We start from the raw sequence: 23,849 nt of genomic DNA on the forward strand, positions 1-23,849 counted from the left end.
GTGAGCGACGACGCGCCCCGCGGACAGGTCCACACGCTGGAGGCGTTCACCGCCGCCCTGCTGGTCGTCTCGGGCGTGCTGTTCGCGCTCCAGACGACTGCGGTGACGCCGCTGACCGCCAGCACGTCGAACCAGCACATCGAGAACCAACACCAGACCGCGGCCGCGGACCTGCTGACGACCGCGGCCGAGAACGGGACGCTCCGACCGGCCGTGACGTTCTGGGACCCCGACAACGGCATGTTCGTCGGCGCGACGAGTCGGGGATTCTACGCGAACGGCGGCCCGCCCAACGCCCTCGGGGCGGCGTTGAACCAGACGTTCGGGAACTTCTCGACGGCCGGGCGGCGCATCGCGTACAACGTCTACGTCAGGTACCGGACCGCCGGGAACGCGACCCGGCGACAGACGATGGTGTACATGGGGTCGCCCAGCGACAACGCCGCGACCGCGACTCGAACGGTCGCGGTGTACGACGGGACCCCGCTGGCCGGACCGGGTGCGGGGAACGTCTCGTCGGCGAACTTTTACGCGCCCGACGCCGCGCCGAACGCGTCGCTGCACAACGTCATGGAGGTGCGCATCGTCGTATGGCAGATGTAAGAACGAAACCGAACCGAGAGAGCGACGACGACGGCCGCCGCGACCGCGGCCAGTTGATACTCGTGACCGGTCTCGCCATCGCGGTGATGCTGGTCGCGCTGGTGCTGCTGTTGAACACCGTCATCTACACGCAGAACCTCGCCACGCGCGGGGCCGGACTCGACGACAGCGGGGCCGTCTCCTACCGACAGGAGGTCGTCGGCGGCGTCGGCGGCGTCGTGGACGCCGAGAACCGGGAGGGCTACGACTCCCGGGCGAAGGTCGAGCGGAACGTCACCGCGGCTATCGGGCGGTTCGACGACCTGACCGCTGGATACCGGGCCGAACGAGCGACCGTCGCGCGAGTCGAGACCGACTCGGTCTCGTTCACCGACGGGACCCTGCTCTACCAGACCAACGCCTCGCGGACCCTCACGAGCGACGGCAGGTCGGACGACTGGACGCTCGCGGACGACGTGGGCGAGGGAGGCGGGCCGGGCGTGCGTCACGTCACGGTGACGGTCTCACGAGAGAACCTGAGTACGAGCGCTTCGACGGCGTTCGCGGTGCGGACCCGGACCGCCTCGGACGAGTGGCGGGTCCACCTCTACGACGACGGGTCGGCGGTCGCTGTCGCGGTCCAGAACGCCAGCGAGTCCTCGCCCCACCGGGTCTGTTCGGCGTCCGGCCCGGAAGCGACGGTGGACCTCACGGCGGGGACCGTCAACGGGACTCGGTGTCCCGCCCTCGACTGGGCGACGGGCGTCTCGACGCCCTACGACCTCGCGTTCGAGAACGGAACCGAGGCCACCGGGACCTACGGCGTGACGGTCGCCAAACCGCCGTCGGACGGCGACGTGCGGTCGGGGAACTTCGCCGGGCCGGACGCCGGGGAGTCGCCGCGAGCGGTCCCGGCGGTCTACGCCGCCGAGTTCGATATCCACTTCGAGACGTCGGACCTCTCGTTCCACACGACCGTCCGGGTCGCCCGGGGTGAGCCTGCGTGACCCGACCGCGTCCGCGTCGCGGGGGACGAGACGAGGACCGCGGCGGGATACGTCGCAGACTCCGCGCGGACGACCGCGGCGTCTCGGTCACGGTCAACTACGCCCTCAACCTCGTGGTGGCGACGCTGCTCATCGGGGGCGTCCTGACCGCCACCGGCGGAATGGTGGACGACCGGCGGGAGTCGGCCGCGCGGACGGAACTGTCGGTCCTCGGCGAGCGCGTCGCCACCGACCTGATGGCGGCCGACAGACTCGCCGAAGTCGGGCGGGGCGACGAGGCGGTCGTCGTCTCCGTGACGCTCCCCGAACGGGTCGCCGGGACGCGCTACGAGGTGCAAATCGACGCCACCGCGTCCGACTCCACGATACTCCTCCGGTCGGACCACCCGGAGGTGACGGTGCGGGTCGGGTTCCGCAACGCCACCGCGGTCGAATCGACCACGGTTCGGGGCGGCGACCTCCGAATCGAGTTGAACACCGGCGCGTCGCCCGACCGTCTGGAGGTGACCAGCGCGTGATGGACCGCCGCGGGGTCAGCGAGACCATCGGCTTCGTGTTCGTCTTCGCGCTCGTGACCGCCTCCATCGGCGTGGTCTACACCACCGGCATCGGCGGACTGGAGGACGCCCGCGAGGACGAGCAACTCACCAACACGGTCCGGGCGTTCGACGTGCTGGCCGACAACGTCGCCGACGTGACCCACGAGGGCGCGCCCAGCAGGGCGACCGAACTCAAACTGTCGGGCGCGACGCTCGGGTTCGGCGACCCGGTGCGAGTCGAGGTACAGGCCAACGACACCGACAGCGACGCCAACCTGACCGTCGGGCGGACCGCCCGGCCGCTGGTCTACGACGCTCCGTCCGGGGAGGTAGTGTACTCCATGGGCGCGACGTTCCGGGTGGACGGAGGGAACGCCGCGATGCGGACCGAACCCGGTCTGGTCGTGGACGACCGGCGGTCGGTCGTCCCGCTGGTCGTCACCTACCCCAAGTCCGACTCCGGCGGCGTGGGCGGGAGTTCCACGGTCCTACTCGTCGCGTACCGTCAGTCGGTCGGCGTCGCCGGTCAGTTGGACACGGGGTCCGACGCCGCGGACGAGGTCAGGGTCAACGTCACGGTCGAATCCTCGCGGGCGGCGGCGTGGGGACGATACTTCGAGTCGATGGGGATGACGCCGCCCGACTCGAACCCGGCCGCGGCAGACGCCGCCGACGGCGAGGTGACCTACCAGTTCTACACCGACGGCCTGCTGGTGTCGGACTCGGTGGTGGAGTTCTCGATTTCGGGCTGAGAGTCGCGTTTCGGCCGGGAGTAAAATAGCGAGAAACGCCGGAAATCTTCTCCGCCTGTCGTTCTCGGCGGGTCCTTCTCAGACGCTCGTGACGTTCACGCGGGCGACGCTGATGTGGAGGTACGTCAGTCGCGGGACGTTCTCGGACGCCCCGATGACGGGGTCCACCGACTTGAGCGCTTGGTCGAAGTGAATCGACCCGCCCGACTTCAGGAGCGTGTTGCCGCCGCCGACGATGCCGCCGTAGAGTTCGGCCTGACTTTTGACCGTAATCGACCCCGAGTTGGTGTCGGTACCCGGCGCGTAGATGAGGCCGACGAACTGGGTGTGCGTTTCGAGTGTCACGTCGAGACCCGGTCCGGCGTAGACCCGCAGCGACGGCGAGTAGTGGGTGGCGGTGTCCCCGACGGTCGAGTCCTTGAGGTGGAACTTCGACCCGCTGGTGTAGAGTTTCACCATCCCGCCGTCGGGGTCGGCCACCTCGACGTTCACGTTGTTCCACACGATGTCGTCGTCCACGACGAGCGTGATGTCCCCGGCGGTGTTGTCGAACCGGAGCGTCTGCGCCGAGTCGAGGTCGTCGCTCGAAACGTAGTACGCGCCCGAGGGGAGCGTCAGCGTCGATTCGGAGTCGTTCCACGTGTCCGTGCTTTCGTTGATTGCCGTCACGCCAGCGTTCTGGTTGTTCGAGGGGTCGCTGTAGGTCGCCACCTTCCCCTGCACCATGTCGCCGATGGGGCTGATGTCGGGGGCCGTGCCGTTGTTGGCCTGCCACCCCTCGACTGAGCTACAGTCGCCCCCCGGCGAACCGCCGTTGCAGTTGACCGTCCCGCCGTACGAGAGGTTCCCGTGGATGGTGACGCCGCCGCCGAAGTCCACCGTCCCGCCGCCGGTCCGGAGGTTGCCGAAGATTTCGGCACCGCCGGTCAGTTTCACGCTCCCCTTGGTGACGATGGTCCCGTTGTCGGAGGCGTCCGGTCCCGAGTACCCCGTTCCGTCCGAGGAGTTGTAGCTGTCGGTGAACGACGACCCGCCAGCGCCTTGGATTGTCATCTGGTCGGGCGTCGTTCCGGCCAGCGCGTTCGTGACGTTCCGCGTCCGCGTGGGGACGACCAGCGAGATGGTGACGCGGTTCTTGGGGTGGTAGTACGTGACCGACCCGCCGGTTCGCTGCTCGAAGAACCGGCCCCACGCCCGGTAGTAGTCGCTCCGAACCGTGACGTTCACCTCGCCGTTGGTGAGCGGGTTCCGGAAGTCGGGGTCGCTGCGCTTGGGAAATTTCGACTCGACACCGCCGCCGCTGGTCATCCGAACGCGGCCGTCGAGCGTCTTGCTCCCGTTGATGGCGACGAGCGGTAGCGTGAGCGTGGTGCCGCGGTAGTGGAACTCCGGCGGCGACACCATCGTACTCCCGTTGGCGGTTCGCTTCCAGACGCCACCGCCCTGGTACGCGATACTCGTGTCGCCGTTCCGGTAGGATATCGCGCCGAGGGTCTGGTTCATCACGACGTGTTCGGTGGTTCCGTCGGTTCGATTGACGACCCGAACTCGCATCCATCCGGTCCGATTCTCCACCGTGGCTCTATCGACGCCCAGCGAGACGCTCTGGGCTGGCGACGGGCCGATACCGACTAAACTCGCCTTCGAGTCGAGTTGCGTCATGGCGTGTTCGGCGCTGTCTATCTCCGAGGACTGCTTGGAGTCCGACAGCGCCGACGACCCGAACGCGACGATGAGTCCCGTGCCCGTGATGGTGATGGCGAGGAGGAGAACGACGCCCAGCACTTCCGACTGGCCGCGTGCCCTCGTCGCCGCCCCTGACGCCGATTCCGTCGGCGATTCGGGTCCCCCAACTCTGCCGTCGCTCGAACTCCACCGGCCGGTCATACCGACCTCATCGAACCACTGCCTTATAAACTAACCCGCCACCCCTCGGGAAAAATTCACTAGCGAACTGACGGGACGGCTGACGGTGGCAGACTCCGCGGCGTCTCCGCTCCGCGGCGAGTCTCCCCGAGAAGTCCCAGCACACCGGCACGTTCGACCGTTTACGGCGGAATCCAGTTCCATCGGAAAGCCTTTGTACGACCCTCCCTGATAGGGCGTAGCAACCGAATGAGCATGTCGAGAAACAACATCGACCCGGTGGAGATACAATCCGCGTCCGAAGACGGCGGGTTCACGTCTACGTACGTCTTCGACATCAGCGACCAGATGCTCGGCGGGGAGGTGTGTACCGGTCTCGCGCTCGCGCTCGCGGACGTACTCGACCGCGACCCCGCCCGGATGACACCGCTGAGTTCGGTGGTGGACTGCGACGCGCTCCAGATGCTCTTCCACACGCGACGGTACGGCGACCTGCGCGACGACGTCTCGGTGTCGTTCCCCTACGACGTGTACGAGGTCACGGTGCATTCGAGCGGCCGAGTCGTGGTACAGGGGTAGCCGACCGACGCACTCCGACGCTTTCCATCGCCGATTCGTATCGTACAATTCGACGCCGACGAGCGACGGCCAACAATCATGTGTTCGGCTCGTGTACCTCCCGGAGATGCGGGAACTCCTCGGCCCGTCGTATCGGAATCTCGCCGCGCTGGCGGTCGTCACGGTGGTCCTCGGCGTCGCCTACGTGGTCGTGCGCCATCCGTTAGTCCAGTACGGCGCGTGGCTGGTCGCGTTCGCGGTGTGGATGGCGTGGTTCGTGGCGGTCGCCCGCGAGTGGATATCGAAGGCGGACTTCTGAGCCTCCAAGTCGATAGACGAGTCCCGAGCGGACCGTCGCCAGTCCGACGCCGTTCGACGCTCGACAACGCGATTCGGAGACCACTAGCCGATTCGTCGCACGATGAAACCTTTAAAAAGACTCACGACGTATAACAGTTGTGAGTGAAGATTCTGGGCGACGGAACCTCCGCATGCCCGACGACACGGAGCAGTTCGCTATCGTGACCGAAATGCTCGGCAAGAACCGCGTGCGCCTCCGCTGTAACGACGGCGTCGAGCGCATGGGTCGGATTCCGGGCCGGATGCGAAAGCGAATCTGGATTCGACGGGACGACATCGTGCTGTGCGAACCGTGGGACTGGCAGGACGAGAAGGCCGACATCGAGTGGCGCTACGACGGGTCCGCGCAGGACCAACTCCGGCGCGAAGGTCACATCAACGTCTAAGCGGTTTGTTCTGCGGCTTTGCACTTCCGGTGAGCGAGCGGAGCGTACGTCGAGAGGGCGATATGTTGTACCCTCTAATCCGAGGGAAACACGGATACGGCGCTTTTCGTAAACGTCTCGCAAACTGGCAATGTCGAAACCTCTGTTTCTGGTTAAGTCCACGCATTACTGGTAGAGTGGGTGATCGGGACCGAGCAAACGCGGTTCGTGCGGGAAGGTCGCCGAGCCAACGTCTAATCGGTGTGAACACGTGGGCGAAGGAGGAAGTGGACTCGTCGGGATGTAGCCTTCTCGGGGGTTGCGCTGGTTCTCGTTCGATGCCGAGTGTCGCTAGTCGTGGTGGGGGAGTTGCTCGAAATCATGCGTCTTGGAGGAACTCGCGTCGAAGTTCCATCTTCTCACGTTCAGTTCGCTGGTCGTAGTGCTGGTCGAGGACATCACTGCTGACGTTGCATCGGTCGGTGACGATCTCCTCTGGGGTGCCGTCGCGGAGGTGCTTCGTAATCGCACCGCGCCGGATGCCGTGCGGCGACCGCGACGAAGGACACTCGCTCGCGCGGTCGCGGTTCATATACGGACAATCGTTCGGGTCCTCGTCGTGCGGACAGTCGGCGACCATGCACGGCCGCGTCCACTGGTAGACCGTCCGACGAATTGGCGTCTCAGTAAGCCGACCCTGCTCGCTCGTGATGAGCGGCTCTCGGCCGTAGTCGTCGGTCACCTCGTGGCGGTTGTGGGCAACGTAGTCCTGAAGGACCTCGGCGTAATGCTCGCCAACCGCTATCGTCCGGTGCGCCGCCTTCCCGTTCTTCAACGGAGTCCCGGACTCCGGTCGATGCCGAAGTTCCAGACAGGGTGCGTCCGGGTCAAAATCGCTGACGTCGAACGCTCGCAGGCTTCCAAGTCGGATGCCCGTATGCCACAACAGGGCGAGGATTACATGGTCACGACTCGCGTACTGGAACTGTTCGACATGTTCGAGAATAGCTTTTGCACGGTCCTCGGACAACTTCTCGTCCTTCGCTTCTTCCTCGGGGTCAATTTCGGGAAGCAGAACACGCTCGCGCATCCCTTGCTCGACCGCGTCGATGCCCGCCGCGAACTCCAAGAAGACCCGGAGGGTGGCGAGGTTGCTACGCAGCGTCGTCTTCGAGACGCCGTCGTCACCGTACCCGTCACCCTCGCCGTTCCGTCGCCAGACGCGGTACCGATGCAGGTCTCGGCCAGTTAGCGCGTTCAGATTCTCGATGTTCTCCTCTTGGCAGAACGAGATGAACGAATTTAGGCGGTAGCGCTGGTTCTCCAGCGACTTCTCGGACAGTTCCGGCTCTCGATGACTAAGGTACAGGTTCACCGCCTCCGCAGGCGGGAGCGGTTCAAGGTCCTCACTCACCGAGCATCGCCTCCCGAGCATCCTTCACCCGGCGGAATTCAGCTTCGCTCCCACCGTGGTCCGGATGGACCGTCTGGACCTCTCGCCGGAACGCCTCCCGGACCTCGTCGGCGTCAGCGCCGCGCTCGACGCCGAGAATCTCGTGCGGAGGTTCCTGCGCAACGACCGCGTGGCCGTCGTCGCCAGAGGGGAGTCTCGCGTTAGCGAACTCGGATTCACCCGTGACGACCGGACGCTGCTCCATCTTGCGCTTCTCGCGGATATAGAGATAGAGCGTCCGGACGTTGTCGCGGAGTCGCGAGTAAGCGTCACAGGCGACCGCAAACTGGTCGCCGTCCATCGTCCACCGAACGACCGCGCTCGGGTCGTCGGGGCTGGCGTCCGCGTAGGGGTACTTCGGATTCCGCTTCTGGTGGCGTGCGTCGGTCGAGAGCCGCCAGTCGTCCACGTCGAGACGTTCGAGTTCCGATTCGAGGTCGTCGATGGAGTCGCGCAGCGACGCCTCGAATCGGTTGTTCCGCTCTCGGTTCTGCGATTCTGTTCGGGCGAAGCCAGTCGGCCAGTCAAGTTCAGACATCGTTCATCCTCGTCGTGGTCTCGGTTTCGCAGACGGTACACTCGCTGACGCGGTACGGTTCGCGGGAGAACGTCGAGTCCGGGTTCTCGGCCCGGAGTTCGACCGTGACCGCGTGGACGGTCTCGCGGCCGCACTCCTCGCAGTCCTCGGCGGTCTCCGTCGAGGCCGCCGGAATGCCCGATTCAGTCGAACTCATCGCGTCTCGACCTCCTCGACCGCGGACAGCGCTTGCTTGATGAGCGCGGTGTCCAACTCGCCGGGGGCGAGAAGGTCTGTGACTTGGGGGTGGCTAATCGTCTTGTGGAGCGCACAGAATCGGTCGGTCGGCCCGCATCCGGTTGGACAGCGCTCACCGTCGTACTGAATCGCGCGGCACTGTGCGGGATACTCCGGTGAGACCGCCTTCACGAGCGTCCGAGGGTCGCTGTCGATGGTCACCGGGTCGGTCTCGTTCGCGTGCGTCGCGCACAGTAGCTCGCGCGGGCCGTGCCCGCCAGAGTTCCGACAGCGCCGACGCCCAGACAGCGAGATAGCTCGACACCGGCCGCTCGGGTAGTTCCGCGCCGAAGTTGCAGACTCCCACTCGGTACTCACGGTGAATCACCCACGGGGAACTGGTCACGCGCCGCCGCGATGACCGTCTTAAGTTGGTCAACGTCCGGCGACCGCGTCACCTCGCTCTTACGCTGGTCGTACTCGATGACGCCCACGTCGGCGAGCTTCGGCAGATGCGTCTGGTGGAGAGCAGACCGAACCGTCTTCCGCTGTTTCGCTGAGACACGGTCAGGTTCGACCTCGAACTCCAGTGAGGCGATGTAGGTCGATAGCTCACCGACGCTCGCCTTCTCCGACTGTTCCATGTCAGCCACGTACTCGACGACGTGTCGGCGTCGGCTGTTCCGGAGAAGCTGGAACGCCTCGTCGAGCGTCACGTCACCGACCGGCGCGTGACCGCCGAACGGGAACAGTTCCGTGACGCGGTTCGTCACAGCGCCGAGAATCATCGCGAATCACCGTCCTCGTCAAGGAGTGCCGAGGGGTCCGCAGGCGCATACTGCCGGTCGTAGGGGTGTTTCGTCTGGCACTCCGGGCCAATGAGAATCGCGTCCTCACCGTCCGGCTGTATCAACCCCTTCACGTCGTCGGCCGCGACCTCGTCACCGCAGTCTTGGCAGTTGAGAACGCCGCCGTCCGTAGCAACCTCGTCCGCTCGGCAGAACGTCTGGTGGAGTTCGTCGCTCCGCCCGCAGTTTGGGCACTTCACCCGACAACAGCCGCAGGGGAGTGTCGTCGCCGAAGGGTCTGGACTCGTCTCGCCACAGTGCGCGCAGCAGTAGGGGTCTACCCTCTGCACGTCGTGTCCGCCGTCGGTGACGAACTCCCGCTGGTCATCGCCACCAGTAACGTCCGTCTCGACATCGAGGCCGACCGCATCCATCCGCCGTTCGGTCACTCGGTCGAGCATCTCGCGGGCCACGTCGGTGGTCGCGTACTCGTTGGTCCGGTCGTCCTTCGTGCCCTTCGACACCAGACCCTTGTCGGTGAGTGCGTCGAGGTTCTGGTAGAGCCGCGAGTGGTTCACCTCTTCGTCGTACTCGGTTTCGAGGTGGTCCTTGATGGCGAGGCCCTTCGGCGCGTCACCATCACGCTCCAGCGCCCGAATCGCGTACAGCAGGTCGCGGTTGAACGCGTGGAGGTCGGTGAACCGGACACCGCCGTCGGCCGACACGCCGCGACCGCGTTTGACGTCATCGCTAGCGAGGTCGCGCGTAGTCGTCCCGGTGACTCGACAGCCACACGGGTCGAGGGTGTGCTTCGACGGTCCGGATGTTGACACGCCGAGGACTGCCGTCTCGCAGTGCGGACACTCCGGGTACTCGAAACTCATGCCGACCCCTCCCGGTGGTCGCCCCGGAGGTCTCGGTACGGCCCTGCGGGCGTCACGAGGTGCAGGTCGTCGCGAGCATGGACCTCACCAGTCGTCTTGTCCCGAAGTTCGTCGAACTCCCCAGAAAGTTCGCGCTTTCGAGCGCATGTCTGACACCAGAAATGGTTGTTCGTCGGCTCCCAATTCCGGTGTCCGTTCGGGCACACCCACTTCCACCGATCCGTCTCGTCTTCGAGATGAACCACTTCCGACATTCCAACCGGAGCGACACACCCGGCTATAAAAAGTCGAATCCTTGCACGCGGTGAAAGTGAAACTGTAACCTCACCACTCGTCACAGCGAACGTTTTTCGGTTCCGTTGACGATTCTGCCGTCGTGCGGGACTTTCAAGACCCCGCGTCGTGTCCTTCAACATGGCTTCCGTACTCCAGTTACGGAGGCTCACGCGGACCCGATGTCACCAGCATCGGGGTCCGCTTTTCAGAGGACCCATCGGCGAGCGACGGGTCCGCGATTTTGACTCCGTGACCAGTCGGTTTAGACGCATGTGTTATAACTTTAACGACGTTCGTAGTGTTCTATTGACTACGTACATCGACAGGTTGATACTAAATCGGGTTGATTTTTCGTCCATGGTGACTCGCTTCATAAAAGAGATGGTCGAGCGAGTGCGATGGATGTCGCCAATAGACTACGAGATTCTTCTCTTTTTCGAGGACCACGACATCCTCGTCTCGCCGAAGGTTCTCGCGGTCAACATCGACTATGACCGGCAGTATACCAGCAAACGGTGTCGTAAACTAACCCAAGAAGGTATCTTAGAACAAGATGATAGCGGACTCTACCGCCTGTCCGACAAAGGGCGGAAGTTCCTTTCGGGCGACCTCGATGCCGAGGAGTTAGAGGACCAATGATTCAAACGGTTAGCCTCTCCGGTCCTACCCCGTGAGTTGTTCACCACATTCAAGATAGACCGCGTCTTCGCCTTCTACTGTCCCGTTGGGAGTCCATTTGAGATAGGGTGTTTCGACTGATGCGTCGTAGGCAAGATCGACGAAAATCTCAGACCCACCGTAGATTTTATCCTGAACCGCAGTTGGTTCGCCAAAGAGGAACTGGTCGTCCTGCTTCCGGAGCTTGTCCCACGACACCCCCGCCGGTAACTCCGTCAGGAGGGGATAAGTTTCTCCACTGACCCAGAGCTTGAAGTCCGTGAGTGACGGGACCGACTGGACCTCGTCTCCGATGTTCGTTATCGAAGGGTTGAGAGCGTAGAACGCGCCATTTTCGGCGACTAACATCTGAGTTTCGCCAGCATCCGAGTCGTAGTAGCGGACCTCGCTCTTGCGTCCCCATTGTCCCACCGAGACCTCGATGTCGTTCTCGCTGACCGCCGTAGAGTGAACTGGTCCGTCGGGCATTACCGTCGAACTGTTCTTCGACGAGGATGCACATCCGGCCATGGCAGTTGCGAGGGTTGTTCCCGCGGCGGTCAGGAAGCTTCGGCGGTCCATACTCTCCGTGTCTGAGAGCGTGATAATAAGGTCGGCGGTGAAGTGTCGCTACTGCTTTGCGCTTTGCCGTTTATAGTCGCGGACGCGCTGCTGAATATCGTCGAGGGCGTTGTCGGGCTTCCGGTCGGTACTCCACGAGTTTCCGTGACCGTCGGACCGATTCACCCAAAGCTGTCCCTTCTCGTCGTCGTTCTCGGACGGTTCGAAGTTCACGCTCGCAATCTGGTCGAAGTATATCTCCTCGGTACTCTCGCTGATGTCAGTATCGAGTTTCACCATATCGAGCAGGTTCCCGTCGTGGATAGTCAGCGAGTAGTCAGTGACGAGCAGCGTGACCGTCGAGTACTGCATGAACGGTTTCCGAAGGATTTTCTCTCCCGACCCGGAGCGGAGCATATACGTCTCCATGTTGTCCTCATCGAAGCTGAGCAGGTCCTCGGCTTTCCGGCGGGACTGCGAGTGGAACTCGTTGAGGACCTCCGCGTAATTTCCGTTGACGTGTCGGAGACCGACGAATGCCACAACCGGACTCACGAAGAACCCGAGAGTACCGAGGATGAATGGCATATCGAGGAGGTAGCCGATGACTCCGCCGAGAACTGTGACTGCTGCGATGGTAAATCGGAGGTGCCACCCAGCAGTCCACAGGAGAGGATTCACGCTATCGATTCCGTTGTTGGAGTTTTTCGCCATACGGAACTAACCATATATTGATACTACTTAATTGGTATGTTACGTCTTCAGACGAACCCGTGAATCCAGTCGAGACATCCCGAGTTGAAGTAGTGTTCGCCCCTCTTCGACGGTAGGGCGTTTATAAAGAGATGACCGCGACACAGAAACCCGGAGTTGACGACACGGACGTACCGACGTGGCTCAAGCCAGAACAGGTGGACGCGCTCCTCGACGTCGTCCATCAGGCCAGTCCCAGCTACCTCCAGCTACGCGACGAGGCCCTGATCATGCTGGCCTACGACACTGGCCTTCGAGCGAGCGAAGTCGTCGGTCTCGACGTAGACCACCTCCACCTCGACGACACCGACCCCTACGTGTTCGTCCCCGCTGCGATTCAGAAAGGCGGCGAGAGCTATGCTCGTGACACGCCAATCGAACTCCGGTCGTCGCTCGGTACCGCACGAGTCCTCCGCCACTACCTGCGCGACCGCTGGAAAGACACGACCGCGCTGTTCCCCTCTCGGTCGTCGTCCCGACTAACGACCGACGCGTTCCGAAACGTCGTCGAGAAGCTCTCGGTCGAGGCCGAGGTCGAACCGTATCGCACCGAGGACAACGTCCAAGTCGGCCCGGAACACGTCTCGCCGCACTCGCTTCGACACTCGCTGTTCTACCGCGAGTTCGTCGAGGACGAGCGCCGACTGAAAGAGGTCTCACTGCGACTCCGGCATCGGCGACTCTCGACCACCGAGGAGTTCTACGCGAACCTAATTCGCGTTTGATTCTGAGAAGAGTCAGATTCTACTGGTCTGCGTTCTCGGGCACATCCAGTCTCTGTATCCGTTGCATACGCCGACTCGCGGCCAGCGACCGGAGTACGGCCAAGTAGCACGGAATCCACACCGACAGGAACACGGCCGATTTTATCACGCCGACATGTCCGAGCGCCGTTCGGACGATGCCCAAAACTAAGACGACACCACCAGTTCCGGCTGCGAGCCGACCTCCGCGGCCGAGGTCGCGCCACCACGGGTCCAGACCTTCCCAGTTCATGCGTCCTCCCCGATAGAAGCGGCCGCTCGTAGCTTGTACTGTTCGTGTTCTCCTGCCTGAATGCTGTTCTCTTTTCGGAACTCTTCGCACGTCGGACAGTACCGCGCACACGGCCCCCGGTGGAACGTGTAGACCACCGTCTGGCGTCCGCACCCGTCGCAACGAGTCACGGCGACCACCAACCCTCGAAAACGGCGGTCGCGCAACGGTCGTGGAGTACGAATTCGTCCTGCTCGTCGCGGTCGCGCATTCGTGTTATCTCGTCTGTCACGACGTGGTGGTCTGAGTCGAGCGAAACGCGCTCACCACAGACCCCGCAAGTGAGTGTTTCTGTCATGCTCGTCCTACTTCCGTCGGTTCCCGGTCCCGTCGAACTCCTGAATCACGCCGACCGAGTGCTGTTCGAGTTCGTGGAGCGCTCGGAGGGCATCCTGCGCGACGGTCGCAGGTTCGGCGTCGAGCAGTTCAGCGAGGGTGGCGATGTGGATGCCGAGCAGTCGAAGGTTCGTGACGCCCGGAGACTCGCCCGCTTCGAGATGACCGTCGAGGCCCGACGACGTCTCGGCGAACACGGCGACCGACCCATCTTCGACCGCGTCGAGAATGTCACTCGGAGAGCGTGACCCGGACATGGTCAGTCGGCGACCTCCAACTCGGGGTCGGCGCGGTCGGGCTTGTCCAGTGGTTGGCGGTCCTCGTCGAGGATAACGAGTTCGTAGCGGCCCTCACCGTCGTAGTTGAAGTGGATGTTGGCGCTCTCGACGTTCCCGTCGTCGTCAACGAGTCCGTCGCGTTCGAGGTACTCTTTCGGCACGGTGACGGTTCCGCTCGTCTTTTCGTCGGCTGGTGACAGTTTCCGCATACCACAGTCTGGGAGATTCTCTACCTTAAACTCGGGATGTATCCACGACGGCTACACGAACATCGTACGACAATCTTATAGAACATCTTATGTTTTGAAGCTGGAAACCATGACGCTGTTGTAGCGGCTGGCCTCCGCGGCTGGCCGTCGTGACAACCATGGGCAAGGACCCACACGAGCCGCGTCGAACCGGCGGCTCTCACGACCGTTTTCAGGAGCATCGTATCCACCGAAGCCACGAGTCCGTACTCGACACCACCGTCGGCGACCTCGCACGTGTCGATGACGGCCTCGACGACCTCGTCGGGAGGCAGGCATGACCGAGTTCGCCGAAGTGAACGCACTCGACCCGACAGCGGGTCGGTCGCTCCACGACCTCGTTGCGGGCAACGTCGGAGAAGACAGCCAACAGGCAATCGAGTACTGCGGGTTTTTCCTGCACGGGTACGCCTACGGACAGGAGGCTGACGAGGAATGGGCTGAGGGCGACATCTACGTGCAAGCCGACGGTCACGTCGGAGTCGTAGAGTGGCTATCGAGCGAAGACTACGACGATGTCCTCGAACTCGTGGACGACCTCAACGCACTCCTGCTAGAGTGGGAGAACCACATCGAACACGGGTCGATAGACGACCTCGTGGACTTCGCTGGACCGAAGCAGACGACCGACCCTGAGAAGGCCGAGGGGTCAGACCACTACGTTCACGTTTCAGAGCGTGGCGTGGGGGCGGACGCGTGACCGACACCCCAGTCCGTCCGGCAGACCCTGCCGACGATGACGGCACGGGCGAGGTTGCTATCCGGGAGAACGGGCAGGTGACGGCGTTCGCCGCCTCGAATCTCGACGGGCAGATTTCTATCTGCCTCGATAACGAGGACCCGGAGATCGGCGTCCCGCCGCATGCCGACGTACGGTTCGAGGACCCGACCGCCGACGATGAAGTTCTCGCGGACGGCGGTGTCGCGGACCATGTCGCGGTCACGTCCCGAGGCGTCGGCCTTAGCGAGGACCTCGCAATCCTCGCACTCGGCAGTGCCATCTTCTCGCTCGTCGGGGGCGGCTACCTCCTCACGACCGCCAACTCCTTCTCGGGACTGGTGATGATCAGCGTCGGACTGGTCCTCGCGGGCATCCTCGCTCGGCAACGGGAGGAATCCGTCGCGTGACCTCGTTCGGCGTCCTTGACTTCGGCGGTGAGCGCTGGCACCAGTACGTCCGCGAATTGCGCGAGACGTGGCCGCCACGGCCTGAACTGCATCCCGCCGAGACCGGCGGCGAAACGACCGACTTCTCACAGACCACAGCATGAACTTCGGAAACTCACGATTCGCATCGGCTTTCATCGCAGTACTGCTCGTCGCGTCGTCGATTACCGGCGCCGCGGGCGTCGCTCTCGCACAAGAGGCCGACGTCCCGTCCCCCATCGACGACCCGACCGAACTCAACTACGATGCCTCGACCGTCCACAACCCCAAGATTCCCGTGACGGTCTCCAAGGACGTCCACCACATCGGCGACTGGACACCGACCCAGTACGAGAGCGACTCCGGCGAAGCCCGGACGCTCAACGCCTCACTCAACCAGTCGAAGGCGAACCCCATCGCGCTCGTCGCGACGGACATCAACGCCTCGGACTTCGGGGAGTTCCCCCGGAAGAACGAAGGCGAGAACACTGCTTCGGCGCTCGACGCGTCCGAGTGGGCGACCGATTCCTCGGGCATCGCCACCACTGGAGCGACGTTCAGCGTTGAGGATGCGACGACTGCACCCGGTGTGAACGCAGTTCGGGTCAACACGTCGAGTCTCAGCAGCGGTGACACAGGGATTGCGACGTACAGCAACTTCTCGATTACCAGTGACGAGGCCAAGCGCTTCGCGCAGTTCGGCGTTGACATCAACACGCTCGACTCAGGCACCCACGCCGAGGTCCGCGTCGTTGACGAGGACGGCGACTACAAGGCGTTCGTCATCGACCCGAACAACGCGACCGCCGACGCCGACGTCATCGCGAACAGCACTGGCGACGGCTACGTCACTCAGCAGCAGATGGGCGGCATCACGACCGAAGGTACCGGCGACGGCACCTTCAACAACATCCAGTCAGTCGAGGTTCGCGTTACCGACGGCGACCTCGACGCCAGTTTCTCGCTCATCAACGCCGAGAAGATGGGCCAGTACACCTTCGGTGAACAGGCCTACGACGAGGACGGAGACGGCGAGAAGGACGAGACCCGCACGCTCTATGAGCCGAACGGTCAGTACCGAATTACCAGCTACGAATCGCTCCAGAGCAGTTTCTCCGGCGCTGAAGTCCACAACACCGAGCAGTCGCTCCAGTTCCACGCCTCGAACCTCACGCAGGAGATGGACGCGCAGGTGGAGTTCTCCTCGGCCGGGGACTTCCCCGACTTCGAGCTTATCGCGGACGTCTACTACCGGCTTCAGCTTCCGTCGGCGTACGACCTGAGCTACCAGAACGCCGAACTGACTGACACGGTGGACCTGCCGAGCGGCCGCTACCAGTCGGTCGAGGTCGCCGAAGGCGTCGGCGACACCGGATTCCAGAACATCAGTTCGTGGACCTCGGTCAAGAGCAAGTACGGCACACAGGGTGCGGACGTCACGCTCGACTCGACGATTCAGCCCGGCCAGCAGATTGCCATCCACTACCAGTACCCCATCACCAGCGCCGAGCAGGGCGACATGACGTCCCAAGGCGGCGTTGCGGGCCAGTTCCGAAAGGGTGGTGGCGGTAATTGGGCGAGCGGCATCCCGATTCTCGGGACGCTCGTGTCCATCGTCGGCGCAATCTTCGGCGGTAAATGGCTGATGAATCGGTAACGAGGTGTCACAGATGGCATCCTCACAACCGAATCCGATGGACCTCATCAACAGGGCAGAAGGGAAGTCCCTGACCAGCGTCACCAAACAGGGTATCGGCGGGTGGCTGTTCGCGCTCAGCACCAGCGCCATCCTCGGCGTCCAAGCGCTAACCCAACTCCTGTTGATGCCGGTCCGACTCGTCAATAAAATCGGCACCAACGTCGTCGAGGGCCTCATCCTGAAGCCGCTGCTCGTGGTCATCACGGGGAGCGAGGCGTCGGCGCGCGGCGTTGACCAGATGGGGCTGTTCGGCCTCCCGATAGGGACTATCGTCCTGCTCGGTACGTTCACGATTATCGCGCTGTACCTCCGGCAGGACGTAACCTCGGACACGCTCCCCGGCACGTTCACCGACTACTTCGGAACCGGTGTCGACGAAGACGCGGAGGACGAGCAATAACCATGCTTGGCGCGCGTCCCTCCGGGAGGTGGTCGGCGTGAGTCCACCGGGACCAGACTTCGAGCAGGGCAGCGGAGGCGGCGGCTCGCGGGACGCGTTGATCACGTCGCTACTCACTCGGGACAATCACATCAAGTGGGGCGCGCTCGGCGTGGCGCTAACCGGGAGTACCGTCTACGCGATTTTCATTGGCGTCGTTCGGGGCGTCATCTCGGTCGGCGCGGCAATCGACCTGTTCGTCGGCGGTCTCGTCGGAACCATCGAGAGACAGACTACCCGGTACTTCGACTCGTTCACGCGACAACTCGCGGCGGCGTGGACGTTCGAGATCAACCTCGGTCTGTTCCAGCTTCCGTTCAACCTCGTGATGGTGCTGGTGGCGTTCACCATCCTCGCAATCGGGGTGAGACAGCTTGGCTCCTGACGGTGATTCCAACGGTTCTGGAATTGCAAAGGAGACTGTCCTCAAGTGGGTGAAAGGGATTCAACTTGGCCGGAAGGGCTGGACAGTCAGAACGCTGTTCGGCGTTGGCGGCTCACTCATCGCCTTCGTCAACGACCCTATCGGGTTCCTGCGGTCGGAACTCGCGCCGATGGTGGTCGGTGGCATCCTCGACATGTTCACGCCAATCATCGACGGTATCCTCTTCCTGTTCGTTGGGTCGGAAGTCGGGTATCCGGGGTATCCGCCGAGCGCAGGCAAAACGTACGGCGTGACGGACGTGCTACCACTCGTGGTGGACATCGCCCTTTCTCCGGTGCTGGCGCTGCTACGGATGGGCGTAGGCGGACTCATCAACATCAACCAAGCGGTCGTCCCGTCGGGGACGCCGTTCGCGGCGCTGGTCGTGTACGCGCTGCTGGTGGCCGAGACGGTTATCCTCGCCGAGTTGGCGATACGAGGGCTTCGGGCGTTGCTGGACTCGATTCCAATCGGGTCGGGCATCGAGACGTTCCTGTTTGGAGGCGGATAGACACATGAAAGGACTCAACCGCGTTCGTGAGGCGCTTGCGCACCCGCTGGCGGCGGCATCGACAGTTGCGGGAGTATTTGGTATCGCGCTCCATCCGGGCGTGCTGAAGGCGTTCGTGCTGGCGTTGTGGCAATCGGCACCGACGCTGTTCACCATCAGTTCCATCGGGGCGTTCACGCTCCCGAAGATGCTCCCGAAACTGGAGTTGCTGAAGCCGGTGTTCATGGCGGCACTGGCCGTCTCGGGCGTGCTGTACCTCGCCCGACTTGGGAAGCGAACGTACCAGAACTTCGATAACGAACTATGAGACGAAACACACGCACAGACGGCTGTATCGCACGCAAAACGACGAGTATGGAGGTGCGCCATGTCTGCTAAGCTGGCGTTCCTCGCGAACAACTGGACGTGGCTCGTCGGCGCACTGCTCGCGGCGCTGTTCACGTACTGGTGGTGGGACGAGCGCAACGAACACGAGCATCAGAGTCCCGGCGAGACCGTGGACCGCGTTACTTCGCGGGCCGAATCCGCGACTGGTGGGGCGCTGTCGGGCTTCCGAGCGCTGCTTGTCGGTCTCGCGTCCATCGGGATGACCGTCGCGGTAGAGTTCCTGCAACTCGCAGGGGACTTGAACGAACTCCTCGGTGGTGTCCCGTTCATCGTGGGCTACCTGATTTACGGCGGACTGTCGTTCGTCGGCATCGAGTGGGACATTTCACCGCAGGTTCTCGGGTTCGCGTTCATCCTGATTCTGCTCGTGGCGGCGATGGCGAAGTTCGGCCAGCCGGGAGGTGACCGGGCGTGACCATGTTCGACCTCGACGTGCGCGACCGGCTTCCCGACCGGGCCGACCGCGCCCTCGACGTCGCTGAGACGGTAGTTGCCGTGGTGTTACACACCGCAATGTTCGTTATCGCTGCGGCGATGTCATTCGGAGTCGTTACAGGCAAGTCCTCGGTCGCGGACGCCGCCGTACTCGCAGGAGCGATTTGCGGCGGGCCAGCGGTGTTCTACGTCGTTGGTTGGGTCAGGGACGATACCGAACAGAAGGTCGCGGCTCTCGTGACGGCTGGCGAGTTCGTACTGTACATGGCACTCGGCGTCGGTGTCGCAACAGCACCGTCGCCCGGTGATGCCGTGTTCTTCTACGGGGGCGTAGTGCTTGCCGTACTGTCCTACCTGAAGTACGACTGGCTGACGGCCCGTCTCGGATTCGAGGGGACTGGCGAGGAGGTGGCCGCCTGATGGTGTTCAAATCACTCGTGACCGGCGGGAAAGCGCTGGCCGCGACGGTCGGCGGCTTCTTCGCTGGAAGCCTCGGCTGGAGCGCCGTCTCGGGCATCCTCGCTGGCGCGCTCGACTCGTTCGGTATCGTGACGCCAGCGAGCGCATGGCTGGCGGTCTCGCCGTTCGTCGGACTGGTCGTCGCCGGGGCCGCAGTAACGAGGGTGACGTAGCGTGCGCCGCGTCACAGCGCTCCTGCTCGTCGTGCTGTTCGTCCTGCCGACCGTCACGGGCGTCGGCGTTCTCGCAGCGAGTGACGGCCAGAACCAGACGTCGAGTGACGAGTACTCGCTTGACGAACTCCGAGAGAACGGCAAGCGCTACGAGAGCGCCCCGCCGTCGATGCGGTTCCTCGGCGACTACGGCAGTGCAACCGTCCGATACACGCCGGTCTCCCCCGGCAAAAACGGGTGGAAGTACCTCGAACCGGGGACGACGATTCACTCGAACGAAGTGGCACTTCGAGCGGTTCGGCTCGCACCCTCGGACGAAATCGACGAGTCACTGAACGTCACGGTCGTCGCGTGGCAGAAGGGCGAAAAGGAGGTCTCGACGGGGAACGGCACGGTCACGCGCCCGACGGCGACGAACGTCTCGGTCTACCACCACCAAGTCTCGCTCGGACGCGGCTACGACCTCGCGAACATCTCGTTGCCCGCCCACTATGACGAGTCGTACCAGATTACGATGTGGGTCGAGGAGAACCCGGACGCGCGCTGGCGGTTCACCCACAAGAGCGTTGACTCGAAGAAGGGACTGCCGTTCCCGGCGACGTGGGGCGGCTACTGGCAGTTCACGACGACGAATCTGCTCATCTGGATTCTGGCCGCGACCGGCATCGTGGCGATTGCCGTTCCGGCGTCCATTCGACAGACGGGCCGCGGGCCAAACATGGGCCTACTGTTCTGGGCCATCGTCCTCGGTCTCGGAAGTGCGCTCATCGGCGGCGGTGCGTACGTCTGGACCGCGAGTCTACTGACCGCCGCGCCGCCAGTCGCAGCGTTCCTCATCGCGGGGGTAATCGGCATCGTGATGCTGGAGACGATGGAGTACGGCGTCTACCGCGTCGCGCTCATCCGACTGTTCACCGAGGAGACGAAGAACCCGCGCGGCGACCTCGCAAACTCCGCGGAAGGTGGCGAGTTCGAGGTCGTCACGCTGGCTCAGACCGAGGAGGGACCGAAGGCGATTCGGGACGGCATCCGACCGTGGATCGCCCGCCTATTCAGCGGTGGGTCGCCGCTCTACGGTCTCGACCGCCTCGAATTGGAGTTCGACCTCGGAACGCCCGACGTCTCGCTGACCTCGTCGCCCGCGGACAAACTCATCTTCGTGGACGAGGACCCCGAGCAACTCATCGACTACGAACCCGAGACGCTCTCGTTCGAGCTACCGCTGACCGAGTTCGACCCCGAGACCGGCGAAGAACGCTGGAGTTGGACCGGCGCTGCGACGGTCGCGTTCTACGCGGTCGTCAGTGGCGGCCTCGCGTTCTTCGCGCTCCAGAAATCGGGCATCGGCGGCGCTCGAACTGGTGCGCTCGCCTTCGCTGGAGTCGCCCTCTACGCACTGTTCACGACCGCCGAAGCTGGACGAGCAGTATTCGTCCCGGCGGTCGGGTGCGCTCAGGACGCGACTGCGACGGCGATGTACCGGGAGGCCGAAATCGACGGCTACGAGACGCTGGAGGCGGCGCTGAACGCGTTGGTCGAGGAGCGCAACAGCAGCGACGAACTGCTGGATACGCTCGAAGAGATGGACGCCGAAAGCGTCGTCAAAGAGGCGTCGAGCCGAGACACGTCGCCCGGCGAGTTCGTCGGCGGATCGGACTCGCCGACCACCGCGTCGGCGGGAGGTGACGACTGATGTCGGGCATCCCGCAGATGGACCGCGACGACCTCGCTGAGGATAGCGATGCGGCTGACCTCGTAGACCAAGCGCTTGCGAGCCACGAAGCAGACTCGGAGGCGCTCGCTGCGGACGCGGCCGAGGGCATGATTGAGACGGTCCGCCAACTTCAGGCGGTCGTCGAGGGCGACCTCGACGTCGAGCAGGTCGAGACCGCGAGCGACGAGGTCGCGGAGACCGTCCTCCCGGAGTTCGAGCCAGTTGACCGCGATGCCGATGACGAACTCCAGCCGACGCGTCCGGCGTTGGCGAACCTGAACGAACAGCAACTGGAGGCGCTGCGGGAGTTCCGAGACGAGGGCGTCGAGCATCGCCCGGCACTCCTACGGTGGCTCCTACGGCTTCAGTTCCGGACGCTCGGCCGACTTCCCGACTACTGGTACCATCACGTCGCGACCGACCCGACCGCCTTAGCGTGCGTGCTGACGGGCGAGAACCGTGGGGCATACGGTGAGAAGGATGGAACGGATGTGACCCCGCAGGAGGCGTGGGCGGCGCGTCGTCGCCTCGTGGCGAAGTACCTGCGGCCAGCGTGTCGGGATGCGTTCCGGACGCTCCGACCGAAGGCGACGGAGTACCTCGACGACGACAAGAACCCCGACAAGATGGCGGCGCTGGCGATGCGCCCAGCACTGGACGAACACTACCAGCGGACTGAGCGCGCACTCGCACAGTTCCATGGCGGGTTCGAGAACGAGGACGACCTCGACGAGTGGCTTCACCACCTCGACCTCGCGACGTTCGGCGCTATCAAGGCCGTCGAATCGGAGTTCGACTACGTTCTCCTCACCGACGAGAGCGCGCCCGACCTCTACCTCTCGGACGCCCAGCGGTACGTCGAGGCGCGCGAGCGCATCATGGCCCGGTTCCTGCTCCCGGCGACCAACGTCGCCGTACGCGAACTTGCGGAGCGGGCCGGTGAATCGGACGACGAAACCTCCGACCATTCGGGAGGTGTTGACGTATGAGCAAGACTGACCAGTCACTACAGACGACGCCGCAGGAAATCGTGGACGCGTTCGAGGCAGAAACGCGGACTCGGACGTACCGCGATGTCGATTACGGCGTCTACGACGCGGGGAGTATCAGGCGAGACCACGGCCTCCGGCCGTTCTGGAAACAACTCTACGAGACCGACGAGGCCGCCAGAATCGACACGAGCGCGGACGCCGTGCAGTATCCCGGCGTCGTGCCGGACTGTCTCATCCACCTCCGGCGCGACGAACGCGAGCTACTCAAGCAGGACCAACCGGACCTCTCGGGCTATCCCGAGACGCGACGGCACGTCCTGCGGTGGCTCGCAGCAGACGACCGTGCGCTCTCGAAGATGAGCATCGGCGGGACCGACTTCCTCGGCACCGGCCAACCCGGTTCGGGCAAATCGACGCTGGCGTGCGACCTCGCGCGACAGGTCCTCGGCATCAACCCCGAGGAGGCCGTGGTATGGCGCGGGACGCCGTCGCGAGCGGAGTGGACGCCGCTGGCGAAGTGGACGAAGCTCCTGCTCCCGGCGGGCGTCGAGTCCACGGTGGCGGTCCAACCGCCACAGCACGGCGCTGGCGGCTTCGAACTCGACGTGACGGAGGTCGCCCGCGAGGTCGAGCGCTACGAAGACGTCTTCGACCTGCTGGAGCGATTCGAGCCGGGGAAGTTCCACGTCGTCTACCCCGACCCGGAAGGCAAGGGCGTCGAGGACGTGTTCGCTCAGTCGGCACGGACGGATAGCTTCGAGTGGGTGAACACGGCGTCGATGGACGACTCTTCGGAGTACGACACGCCGACGCCGCTGTCGCACTGGTGGTTCGCGTTCGTCGTCGCCATCGTCGATTTCATGGGACCGGAGTTCCTGACGCTGTTCCTCGACGAAATCGGCGACCTGCTGCCGCAGGCCGCGCGGTCCGGGCCGAAGAACCACAACTGGTACGAGAAGATAGAGGCGTTCCGCGATGCGCTCGTGGACGCCCGGAAGAACAACAAGTCGATATTCAAGTTCGGCCACAACGAGGCCGACGTCCACAGTCTCGTGCGGCGGAAGCTCCGGTGGCGAATCACGATGCCGGGCTGGCCGAACCCGACGGAAGGCGACAAGGTCGTCGGCTTTCAGGACGCGCCGATGACCGACCAGCACACGAAGTACTTCAACGTGGGCAAGGGGCTGTGGTGGACGGCCCTCCACTGGTCGGAGTTCTACTGGAGTGACGTCCCGAAGCCGACGGTGGCGAAGGTCGCTGTCGAACTCTCGAACCGAGGTGGTTCGACGTGAGAATCGGGGTCGAACCGGCTCGTCGTGGCGAAGATTTCGATTCGCCGACACCAGACGCACGCGCGTGTTACGAATCGAGTAGTACAACCCCCCGTGGGTGGGTGCGCGCCTTTGCTCGACAGCGCT

At 63.7% G+C, this 23,849-nt stretch carries 35 protein-coding genes; 24 read left to right on the top strand and 11 right to left on the bottom strand.

The genetic code is table 11. The annotated features are described in order from the left end of the window. The 4 genes from NGM06_RS11960 to NGM06_RS11975 are packed head-to-tail and all read left to right on the top strand — an operon-like array spanning position 1 to position 2,880. On the top strand, positions 1–603 hold the full coding sequence (locus NGM06_RS11960; RefSeq protein ID WP_254267178.1) for a DUF7288 family protein: 603 nt from the start codon (positions 1–3) through the stop codon (positions 601–603). Next, complete coding sequence (locus NGM06_RS11965) at positions 591–1,589, top strand: DUF7261 family protein (RefSeq protein ID WP_254267179.1); 999 nt, start codon at positions 591–593, stop codon at positions 1,587–1,589. Before NGM06_RS11960 ends, NGM06_RS11965 begins: the two co-directional genes overlap by 13 nt. Next, entirely contained in the window at positions 1,586–2,107 is a 522-nt protein-coding gene (locus tag NGM06_RS11970; protein ID WP_254267180.1) for a DUF7266 family protein, read from the top strand. Before NGM06_RS11965 ends, NGM06_RS11970 begins: the two co-directional genes overlap by 4 nt. Next, positions 2,107–2,880, top strand: a complete 774-nt coding sequence (locus NGM06_RS11975; RefSeq protein ID WP_254267181.1) for a DUF7289 family protein — start codon at positions 2,107–2,109, stop codon at positions 2,878–2,880. The genes NGM06_RS11970 and NGM06_RS11975 overlap by 1 nt, the downstream gene beginning before the upstream one ends. A gap of 78 nt (positions 2,881–2,958) precedes the next feature. On the opposite strand, the gene NGM06_RS11980 is transcribed toward NGM06_RS11975, so the two are convergent. Next, positions 2,959–4,767, bottom strand: coding sequence for a DUF7289 family protein (locus NGM06_RS11980; RefSeq protein ID WP_254267182.1), 1,809 nt, complete (start codon positions 4,765–4,767; stop codon positions 2,959–2,961). Positions 4,768–4,995: 228 nt separating this feature from the next. Between NGM06_RS11980 and NGM06_RS11985 the strand changes: the two genes are divergently transcribed. The 3 genes from NGM06_RS11985 to eif1A all read left to right on the top strand — a co-directional run bounded on the left by NGM06_RS11985 (position 4,996) and on the right by eif1A (position 6,050). Beyond that, positions 4,996–5,325 carry a HalOD1 output domain-containing protein gene (locus tag NGM06_RS11985; protein WP_254267183.1) on the top strand — a complete coding sequence of 110 codons (330 nt, stop codon included), beginning with the start codon at positions 4,996–4,998 and terminating at the stop codon, positions 5,323–5,325. Positions 5,326–5,431: 106 nt separating this feature from the next. Continuing rightward, positions 5,432–5,623 carry a hypothetical protein gene (locus NGM06_RS11990; RefSeq protein ID WP_254267184.1) on the top strand — a complete coding sequence of 64 codons (192 nt, stop codon included), beginning with the start codon at positions 5,432–5,434 and terminating at the stop codon, positions 5,621–5,623. A gap of 139 nt (positions 5,624–5,762) precedes the next feature. Continuing rightward, positions 5,763–6,050 (top strand): translation initiation factor eIF-1A, encoded by a 288-nt coding sequence (eif1A, locus tag NGM06_RS11995; protein WP_163521405.1) that lies wholly within the window; start codon positions 5,763–5,765, stop codon positions 6,048–6,050. Positions 6,051–6,408: 358 nt separating this feature from the next. Here the strand turns inward: eif1A and NGM06_RS12000 are convergent, their stop codons facing one another. The 6 genes from NGM06_RS12000 to NGM06_RS24155 form a co-directional block, all read right to left on the bottom strand. After that, positions 6,409–7,443 carry a tyrosine-type recombinase/integrase gene (locus NGM06_RS12000; RefSeq protein ID WP_254267185.1) on the bottom strand — a complete coding sequence of 345 codons (1,035 nt, stop codon included), beginning with the start codon at positions 7,441–7,443 and terminating at the stop codon, positions 6,409–6,411. After that, positions 7,436–8,020, bottom strand: coding sequence for a J domain-containing protein (locus NGM06_RS12005; RefSeq protein WP_254267186.1), 585 nt, complete (start codon positions 8,018–8,020; stop codon positions 7,436–7,438). Before NGM06_RS12005 ends, NGM06_RS12000 begins: the two co-directional genes overlap by 8 nt. After that, the gene (locus NGM06_RS12010) at positions 8,013–8,216 is read right to left on the bottom strand and encodes a DUF7835 family putative zinc beta-ribbon protein (protein ID WP_254267187.1); all 204 of its coding nucleotides are present in this window, start codon (positions 8,214–8,216) and stop codon (positions 8,013–8,015) included. The genes NGM06_RS12005 and NGM06_RS12010 overlap by 8 nt, the downstream gene beginning before the upstream one ends. After that, positions 8,213–8,458 (bottom strand): hypothetical protein, encoded by a 246-nt coding sequence (locus tag NGM06_RS12015; RefSeq protein WP_254267188.1) that lies wholly within the window; start codon positions 8,456–8,458, stop codon positions 8,213–8,215. Before NGM06_RS12015 ends, NGM06_RS12010 begins: the two co-directional genes overlap by 4 nt. Positions 8,459–8,610: 152 nt before the next feature. Next, entirely contained in the window at positions 8,611–9,024 is a 414-nt protein-coding gene (locus tag NGM06_RS12020; RefSeq protein WP_254267189.1) for a DUF7344 domain-containing protein, read from the bottom strand. Continuing rightward, complete coding sequence (locus tag NGM06_RS24155) at positions 9,021–9,908, bottom strand: helix-turn-helix transcriptional regulator (protein WP_368410439.1); 888 nt, start codon at positions 9,906–9,908, stop codon at positions 9,021–9,023. Before NGM06_RS24155 ends, NGM06_RS12020 begins: the two co-directional genes overlap by 4 nt. Before the next feature lie 657 nt (positions 9,909–10,565). Between NGM06_RS24155 and NGM06_RS12030 the strand changes: the two genes are divergently transcribed. After that, positions 10,566–10,823, top strand: a complete 258-nt coding sequence (locus NGM06_RS12030) for a winged helix-turn-helix domain-containing protein (protein ID WP_368410484.1) — start codon at positions 10,566–10,568, stop codon at positions 10,821–10,823. Positions 10,824–10,847: 24 nt separating this feature from the next. Here NGM06_RS12030 and NGM06_RS12035 read toward each other — a convergent pair whose 3' ends face one another. Together NGM06_RS12035 and NGM06_RS12040 are read right to left on the bottom strand one after the other, a co-directional pair. Continuing rightward, on the bottom strand, positions 10,848–11,423 hold the full coding sequence (locus NGM06_RS12035; RefSeq protein WP_254267191.1) for a hypothetical protein: 576 nt from the start codon (positions 11,421–11,423) through the stop codon (positions 10,848–10,850). A gap of 48 nt (positions 11,424–11,471) precedes the next feature. Beyond that, on the bottom strand, positions 11,472–12,116 hold the full coding sequence (locus tag NGM06_RS12040) for a hypothetical protein (protein WP_254267192.1): 645 nt from the start codon (positions 12,114–12,116) through the stop codon (positions 11,472–11,474). Between the two features lie 131 nt (positions 12,117–12,247). Here NGM06_RS12040 and NGM06_RS12045 point away from each other — a divergent pair, with 131 nt between their 5' ends. Further along, on the top strand, positions 12,248–12,880 hold the full coding sequence (locus NGM06_RS12045) for a tyrosine-type recombinase/integrase (protein WP_254267193.1): 633 nt from the start codon (positions 12,248–12,250) through the stop codon (positions 12,878–12,880). Between the two features lie 615 nt (positions 12,881–13,495). Here NGM06_RS12045 and NGM06_RS12050 read toward each other — a convergent pair. Both NGM06_RS12050 and NGM06_RS12055 read right to left on the bottom strand, forming a co-directional pair. Continuing rightward, entirely contained in the window at positions 13,496–13,783 is a 288-nt protein-coding gene (locus NGM06_RS12050; protein ID WP_254267194.1) for a hypothetical protein, read from the bottom strand. A 2-nt stretch (positions 13,784–13,785) separates the two neighbouring features. After that, complete coding sequence (locus NGM06_RS12055) at positions 13,786–14,013, bottom strand: DUF8053 family protein (RefSeq protein ID WP_254267195.1); 228 nt, start codon at positions 14,011–14,013, stop codon at positions 13,786–13,788. Between the two features lie 158 nt (positions 14,014–14,171). On the opposite strand from NGM06_RS12055, the gene NGM06_RS12060 reads away from it, so the two are divergent. From NGM06_RS12060 to NGM06_RS12130, 15 genes are read left to right on the top strand one after another with little or no spacing between them, the layout of a single operon-like run. Beyond that, a complete protein-coding gene (locus NGM06_RS12060; RefSeq protein WP_254267196.1) occupies positions 14,172–14,333 on the top strand; it encodes a hypothetical protein in 162 nt (53 codons plus the stop codon). Beyond that, positions 14,330–14,752, top strand: a complete 423-nt coding sequence (locus NGM06_RS12065; RefSeq protein ID WP_254267197.1) for a hypothetical protein — start codon at positions 14,330–14,332, stop codon at positions 14,750–14,752. Before NGM06_RS12060 ends, NGM06_RS12065 begins: the two co-directional genes overlap by 4 nt. Then, complete coding sequence (locus tag NGM06_RS12070) at positions 14,749–15,180, top strand: hypothetical protein (RefSeq protein ID WP_254267198.1); 432 nt, start codon at positions 14,749–14,751, stop codon at positions 15,178–15,180. Before NGM06_RS12065 ends, NGM06_RS12070 begins: the two co-directional genes overlap by 4 nt. After that, positions 15,177–15,323 (top strand): hypothetical protein, encoded by a 147-nt coding sequence (locus NGM06_RS12075; protein ID WP_254267199.1) that lies wholly within the window; start codon positions 15,177–15,179, stop codon positions 15,321–15,323. Before NGM06_RS12070 ends, NGM06_RS12075 begins: the two co-directional genes overlap by 4 nt. Further along, positions 15,320–16,855, top strand: coding sequence for a hypothetical protein (locus NGM06_RS12080; protein ID WP_254267200.1), 1,536 nt, complete (start codon positions 15,320–15,322; stop codon positions 16,853–16,855). Before NGM06_RS12075 ends, NGM06_RS12080 begins: the two co-directional genes overlap by 4 nt. Before the next feature lie 13 nt (positions 16,856–16,868). Continuing rightward, complete coding sequence (locus NGM06_RS12085; protein WP_254267201.1) at positions 16,869–17,297, top strand: hypothetical protein; 429 nt, start codon at positions 16,869–16,871, stop codon at positions 17,295–17,297. 37 nt (positions 17,298–17,334) lie between these two features. Further along, positions 17,335–17,721, top strand: coding sequence for a hypothetical protein (locus tag NGM06_RS12090; RefSeq protein ID WP_254267202.1), 387 nt, complete (start codon positions 17,335–17,337; stop codon positions 17,719–17,721). A 49-nt stretch (positions 17,722–17,770) separates the two neighbouring features. Further along, positions 17,771–18,271, top strand: coding sequence for a hypothetical protein (locus tag NGM06_RS12095; protein WP_254267203.1), 501 nt, complete (start codon positions 17,771–17,773; stop codon positions 18,269–18,271). Positions 18,272–18,275: 4 nt separating this feature from the next. Further along, positions 18,276–18,578, top strand: coding sequence for a hypothetical protein (locus NGM06_RS12100; protein ID WP_254267204.1), 303 nt, complete (start codon positions 18,276–18,278; stop codon positions 18,576–18,578). Between the two features lie 60 nt (positions 18,579–18,638). Beyond that, a complete protein-coding gene (locus tag NGM06_RS12105; RefSeq protein WP_254267205.1) occupies positions 18,639–19,073 on the top strand; it encodes a hypothetical protein in 435 nt (144 codons plus the stop codon). A 2-nt stretch (positions 19,074–19,075) separates the two neighbouring features. Further along, positions 19,076–19,513, top strand: a complete 438-nt coding sequence (locus NGM06_RS12110) for a hypothetical protein (protein WP_254267206.1) — start codon at positions 19,076–19,078, stop codon at positions 19,511–19,513. After that, entirely contained in the window at positions 19,513–19,725 is a 213-nt protein-coding gene (locus NGM06_RS12115) for a hypothetical protein (protein ID WP_254267207.1), read from the top strand. The genes NGM06_RS12110 and NGM06_RS12115 overlap by 1 nt, the downstream gene beginning before the upstream one ends. 1 nt (position 19,726) lies before the next feature. Beyond that, positions 19,727–21,418, top strand: a complete 1,692-nt coding sequence (locus NGM06_RS12120) for a hypothetical protein (protein ID WP_254267208.1) — start codon at positions 19,727–19,729, stop codon at positions 21,416–21,418. Then, the gene (locus NGM06_RS12125) at positions 21,418–22,428 is read left to right on the top strand and encodes a hypothetical protein (RefSeq protein WP_254267209.1); all 1,011 of its coding nucleotides are present in this window, start codon (positions 21,418–21,420) and stop codon (positions 22,426–22,428) included. Before NGM06_RS12120 ends, NGM06_RS12125 begins: the two co-directional genes overlap by 1 nt. Continuing rightward, positions 22,425–23,723, top strand: a complete 1,299-nt coding sequence (locus NGM06_RS12130; RefSeq protein ID WP_254267210.1) for a hypothetical protein — start codon at positions 22,425–22,427, stop codon at positions 23,721–23,723. Before NGM06_RS12125 ends, NGM06_RS12130 begins: the two co-directional genes overlap by 4 nt. Positions 23,724–23,849 lie beyond the last annotated feature (126 nt).

It is taken from the genome of Halorussus aquaticus (assembly GCF_024218795.1).
Taxonomy (GTDB): domain Archaea; phylum Halobacteriota; class Halobacteria; order Halobacteriales; family Haladaptataceae; genus Halorussus; species Halorussus aquaticus.

What these genes read in the sequence shown, in the direction of transcription:
- NGM06_RS12110 (WP_254267206.1), top strand. Translation starts at nt 19,076, where the DNA reads ATGTTCGACCTCGACGTGCGCGACCGGCTTCCCGACCGGGCCGACCGC.
- NGM06_RS11980 (WP_254267182.1), bottom strand. Translation starts at nt 4,767, where the DNA reads ATGACCGGCCGGTGGAGTTCGAGCGACGGCAGAGTTGGGGGACCCGAA.
- NGM06_RS12055 (WP_254267195.1), bottom strand. Translation starts at nt 14,013, where the DNA reads ATGCGGAAACTGTCACCAGCCGACGAAAAGACGAGCGGAACCGTCACC.
- NGM06_RS12125 (WP_254267209.1), top strand. Translation starts at nt 21,418, where the DNA reads ATGTCGGGCATCCCGCAGATGGACCGCGACGACCTCGCTGAGGATAGC.
- NGM06_RS12005 (WP_254267186.1), bottom strand. Translation starts at nt 8,020, where the DNA reads ATGTCTGAACTTGACTGGCCGACTGGCTTCGCCCGAACAGAATCGCAG.
- NGM06_RS12085 (WP_254267201.1), top strand. Translation starts at nt 16,869, where the DNA reads ATGGCATCCTCACAACCGAATCCGATGGACCTCATCAACAGGGCAGAA.
- NGM06_RS24155 (WP_368410439.1), bottom strand. Translation starts at nt 9,908, where the DNA reads ATGAGTTTCGAGTACCCGGAGTGTCCGCACTGCGAGACGGCAGTCCTC.
- NGM06_RS12130 (WP_254267210.1), top strand. Translation starts at nt 22,425, where the DNA reads ATGAGCAAGACTGACCAGTCACTACAGACGACGCCGCAGGAAATCGTG.
- NGM06_RS12060 (WP_254267196.1), top strand. Translation starts at nt 14,172, where the DNA reads ATGGGCAAGGACCCACACGAGCCGCGTCGAACCGGCGGCTCTCACGAC.
- NGM06_RS12040 (WP_254267192.1), bottom strand. Translation starts at nt 12,116, where the DNA reads ATGGCGAAAAACTCCAACAACGGAATCGATAGCGTGAATCCTCTCCTG.
- NGM06_RS11985 (WP_254267183.1), top strand. Translation starts at nt 4,996, where the DNA reads ATGAGCATGTCGAGAAACAACATCGACCCGGTGGAGATACAATCCGCG.
- NGM06_RS12115 (WP_254267207.1), top strand. Translation starts at nt 19,513, where the DNA reads ATGGTGTTCAAATCACTCGTGACCGGCGGGAAAGCGCTGGCCGCGACG.
- NGM06_RS11965 (WP_254267179.1), top strand. Translation starts at nt 591, where the DNA reads ATGGCAGATGTAAGAACGAAACCGAACCGAGAGAGCGACGACGACGGC.
- NGM06_RS12020 (WP_254267189.1), bottom strand. Translation starts at nt 9,024, where the DNA reads ATGATTCTCGGCGCTGTGACGAACCGCGTCACGGAACTGTTCCCGTTC.
- NGM06_RS12065 (WP_254267197.1), top strand. Translation starts at nt 14,330, where the DNA reads ATGACCGAGTTCGCCGAAGTGAACGCACTCGACCCGACAGCGGGTCGG.
- NGM06_RS11975 (WP_254267181.1), top strand. Translation starts at nt 2,107, where the DNA reads ATGGACCGCCGCGGGGTCAGCGAGACCATCGGCTTCGTGTTCGTCTTC.
- NGM06_RS11990 (WP_254267184.1), top strand. Translation starts at nt 5,432, where the DNA reads ATGCGGGAACTCCTCGGCCCGTCGTATCGGAATCTCGCCGCGCTGGCG.
- NGM06_RS12045 (WP_254267193.1), top strand. Translation starts at nt 12,248, where the DNA reads ATGACCGCGACACAGAAACCCGGAGTTGACGACACGGACGTACCGACG.
- NGM06_RS12080 (WP_254267200.1), top strand. Translation starts at nt 15,320, where the DNA reads ATGAACTTCGGAAACTCACGATTCGCATCGGCTTTCATCGCAGTACTG.
- NGM06_RS12100 (WP_254267204.1), top strand. Translation starts at nt 18,276, where the DNA reads ATGAAAGGACTCAACCGCGTTCGTGAGGCGCTTGCGCACCCGCTGGCG.
- NGM06_RS12105 (WP_254267205.1), top strand. Translation starts at nt 18,639, where the DNA reads ATGTCTGCTAAGCTGGCGTTCCTCGCGAACAACTGGACGTGGCTCGTC.
- NGM06_RS12050 (WP_254267194.1), bottom strand. Translation starts at nt 13,783, where the DNA reads ATGTCCGGGTCACGCTCTCCGAGTGACATTCTCGACGCGGTCGAAGAT.
- NGM06_RS12030 (WP_368410484.1), top strand. Translation starts at nt 10,566, where the DNA reads ATGGTCGAGCGAGTGCGATGGATGTCGCCAATAGACTACGAGATTCTT.
- NGM06_RS12035 (WP_254267191.1), bottom strand. Translation starts at nt 11,423, where the DNA reads ATGGACCGCCGAAGCTTCCTGACCGCCGCGGGAACAACCCTCGCAACT.
- NGM06_RS12010 (WP_254267187.1), bottom strand. Translation starts at nt 8,216, where the DNA reads ATGAGTTCGACTGAATCGGGCATTCCGGCGGCCTCGACGGAGACCGCC.